Here is a 3,675-nt window from a genome sequence, read left to right as displayed (position 1 = left end):
AAACAAAAGGGATACTTCCTAAAAGCCGTAGCGATACTTCCTAAGAGGCTGAGGAATACTTCCTAAGCCCCTGAGGAATACTCTCTAAGGCTCTTAGGAATACTTACTTCAGCTCTTAGGAATACTCTCTTAGCCTCTTAGGAAGTATTCCTTCAGCAGTAATATTCCCATCCAAAACCCTCCAAAAGTTCCACTTTACGCAAGGTTGTTTTTTTCGTAAAATAGCGTCCTATGGAATTTACTCAAGAGAAAATCGACTCGTTGGCAGTCAATGAAGTTGAAATTATGAAAAAAATCGCTGAGGAGCTGAACATAAAAGTTCCTCAGGTAAGCGCGGTCATCAGCCTTGTTCAGGAAGGATGCACTATTCCTTTTATTGCACGTTACCGCAAAGAAAAGCACGGCTCGCTTGATGAGCTTCAGGTGCGTGAATGCGACCACTTGTTTACTTCCTATAAAAATCTGGAAGAACGCCGCCTTGAAATTGTAAAAGGCATATTTAATCAGAACAAGCTTACTGAATCTTTGTACAATGCCGCAATGGAAGCAAAAACTCTTTCCGAGCTTGAAGACTTGTGGGCTCCATTTAAAAAGAAGAAAAAGACCCGCGGAATGGTTGCACAGGAAAAAGGACTTGAGCCTTTGGCAGATGCCATGTATGAGCTTGATGACGCTGCTCTTCTTGAAAAAGCAAAGGAATTCATAAAGACAGACAATGAAGATTCAGCTTTAAATGTTGAAACTGCGGAAGATGCGATTGCAGGTGCAAAGGACATTGTCGCAGAGCGTGTTGCTCAGGATTCCAAAAACCGCGAAACTGTCCATTCACTTTATATGGAAACCGGCTCGATTGTTACAAAAGGAATTGTTCCAGACGGACAGGACGCTGAAACAGTTGAAAAAACTTCCACATACAAAATGTACTGGGACTACAGCGAGCCTTTGAATCAGGTTAAGCCGCATAGAATTCTTGCAATCAACCGTGCAGAACGTGAAGGTGCGCTTGAAGTTACAATTTTCGTTGATGTTGACGAGGCTGTAAAAGCTATTCAGAAAAAATACACAATTAACAACAAGGCGTTTTCTGGGGCTATTGAAGATGGAGTTGTGCGTCTTTTAAGTCCTGCAGTTGTTCGTGAAATCCGCAGCGATGAAACTGATGAAGCTGACGAGCATGGAATTGGAATTTTCAGCGAAAACTTAAAGAATCTTTTGATGACCCAGCCGATAAAAGGAAGTCGCGTTCTTGGAGTTGATCCTGGAATCCGCACTGGAACAAAATGCGCTGCCCTTGATGAAACTGGAAAATATCTTGGCTACTTCCTTATTAAGCAGGTTGCAGATCCAGAAGGCTCATATAAGGCAATCAATGACGCGATTGACAAGTACGACATTCAGGTTGTTGCGGTTGGAAACGGAACTGGTAGCCAGGAAGTTCAGGCGATTGTAAGCAAAGTAATCAGCGAAAATTATTCTGATGTCATGTACACGGTAGTTGATGAAAGCGGTGCTTCTGTTTATTCTGCAAGCGACATTGCCCGCGAAGAATTTCCTGAGCTTGATCTTACAATCCGTGGTGCAATTTCAATGGGAAGAAGATTGCAGGATCCGCTTGCTGAGCTTGTAAAAATAGACCCAAAGGCAATTGGCGTTGGACTTTACCAGCATGATGTAAATCAGAAAAAACTTTCAGATACTTTGGATGAAGTTGTTGGTTCTGTTGTAAATCAGGTTGGCGTAAACTTGAACACAGCGAGCGCGAGCCTTTTAAAATATGTTTCTGGAATCAACAGTTCTCTTGCAAAGAAAATTGTTGCCTACCGCGATACAAACGGAAAAATCACAAGCCGCGAGGATTTGAAAAAAGTTTCGGGGCTTGGACCAAAGGCGTTTGAGCAGTGCGCGGGATTCTTGAAAATTCCAGAAAGCTCAAATCCGCTTGACAACACTTGGGTTCACCCGGAAAACTACGAAGTTGCAAAAGAAGTTCTTCCGCTTGTTCAGAAAAAAGAAAAGATTTCCGCGGAACTTAAAAAACAGCTGGAAGAAAAGTACAATGTTGGTGAAACTACAATCAATGATATTGTTGAAGAGCTTGCAAAGCCTAACCGTGATCCGCGCGACGGCTATCCTGCTCCAATCATGCAGAAAGGCGTTTTGAATTTTGAAGACCTCAAGGTTGGAATGAAAGTTACTGGCAAGATTAAAAATGTTGTTGATTTTGGCGCATTTGTGGACATTGGCTTGCACGAAACTGGTCTTATTCACATTTCCGAGCTTAGCGACAGTTTTGTTTCTGACCCGATGGACGTAATCAAAGTTGGCGATGTAAAGGAATTTACAATAATTGACTTGGATACAGACAGAAAGAGAATCAGCCTTTCGCTTAAATCTGATGCTGCAAGCCGCCCTGCTGGAGGAGCTTCTTCTGGTGCAAAGAAAAAAGTTGTGGTTGTAAAAAAACATTCAGTTTCCGGGGAAAAGCCTTCGTTCGATAAAAACAAAAAGCCTCACCGCGAAAAACAGAATTTTGGCAGCGACGACGGAATGTATTACAATCCATTTGCGGCATTGCTCAAGAAGTAAAAAATGCTTCAAGTGTTAAAGCTCGTGCTTTGCGATGTGCATTTTCTGGGCGCGTTTTTTCAGACTGTGATAACAATTTGCCTTGGCTACTTTTTTAGGCGGCGTGGCATTGTTGATGACGGCGGAAAAAAGACAGTTACGGCGATTGTTTGGAAAATTGCGGTTCCTTGCATTGCGTTTAATGCCTTTATGCAGAATTTCAACAGGGAAAATTTTACTACAAGCCTTGTTGAAATTTTGCTTGCCGGAATAATTTACGCTTTGCTTGTTTTTCTTGGAAAACTTGCCTTTATAAAGCGCGCAAAAGACGAGTGTATTCTGGCGGCTCTTTTTGTGGCAGTTGGACAGACGACGCTTTTTTCACTTCCGATTTTGCAGTCGGTTTATACGGGACGCGACAAGGAAGTTATGCTTTACATAAGCTCAATTTCTGTTGTGTTCCGAATAATGGTTTATATAGTAGGATTTTACATAATTTCCGGCGAGCGTTTTCACGTTAAGACGTTTTCAATTTCTGCAAAGAAAATTTTTGTTACGCCGATTATGATTGGAATGTTCCTTGGAATTGCTGTTTGGCTTTTACAGGATTTTACGGTGCAAGTTCAAACTGGGCAGGGAATGCATTCTTTTTTGCGTGTGGATAAAACTTTGCCGGTTCTTTACACAACTGTTTCTTCATTTTGCCATTTGCTGAATCCGCTTTCGATGTTTTTAATTGGAATGTCCATTGGCGAGGCTGATTTTTCTTCCGCAGTGAAAGATAAAACTGCTTGGTTGATTGCCGTTATGAGAAACTTTTTTGCTCCGGTTTTTGTTTTGATTTTCTGCTGTGTTTTGCATTTGGCAGGAATTGTCCGCTTTAATGAATATTCGCTTGCTGCTCTTGTGGTTGGTTTTTCCGCTCCGATTTCTGTTACGCTTAGCATGATGTGCGTTCAGTTTCACCGGCATGAACTTCTTGCTTCCCGCGCCTGCTTTATTTCTACTTTGCTCACGATTGTTTCTATGCCGTTCAGTTTTGTAATAATCCATCTTGCGCTTAATTCTGCAATTTTTAGATAAAAACAGCAGGGCAAACGCATGTAAAAA

At 41.7% G+C, this 3,675-nt stretch carries 2 protein-coding genes; both read left to right on the top strand.

What is annotated here, in order from left to right; genetic code table 11:
* The first annotated feature begins 231 nt into the window (after positions 1–231).
* Positions 232–2,586 (top strand): helix-hairpin-helix domain-containing protein, encoded by a 2,355-nt coding sequence (locus B4C08_RS00415; protein WP_296662091.1) that lies wholly within the window; start codon positions 232–234, stop codon positions 2,584–2,586.
* A gap of 3 nt (positions 2,587–2,589) precedes the next feature.
* Entirely contained in the window at positions 2,590–3,648 is a 1,059-nt protein-coding gene (locus B4C08_RS00410; RefSeq protein ID WP_296662090.1) for an AEC family transporter, read from the top strand.
* The last annotated feature ends 27 nt before the right edge of the window (positions 3,649–3,675 follow it).

This window comes from Treponema sp. UBA753 (genome assembly GCF_002297325.1).
Classification (GTDB): domain Bacteria; phylum Spirochaetota; class Spirochaetia; order Treponematales; family Treponemataceae; genus Treponema_D.
Note: the sequence above shows the minus strand (reverse complement) of the source record. Positions and strands in the feature narration are given on the sequence as shown.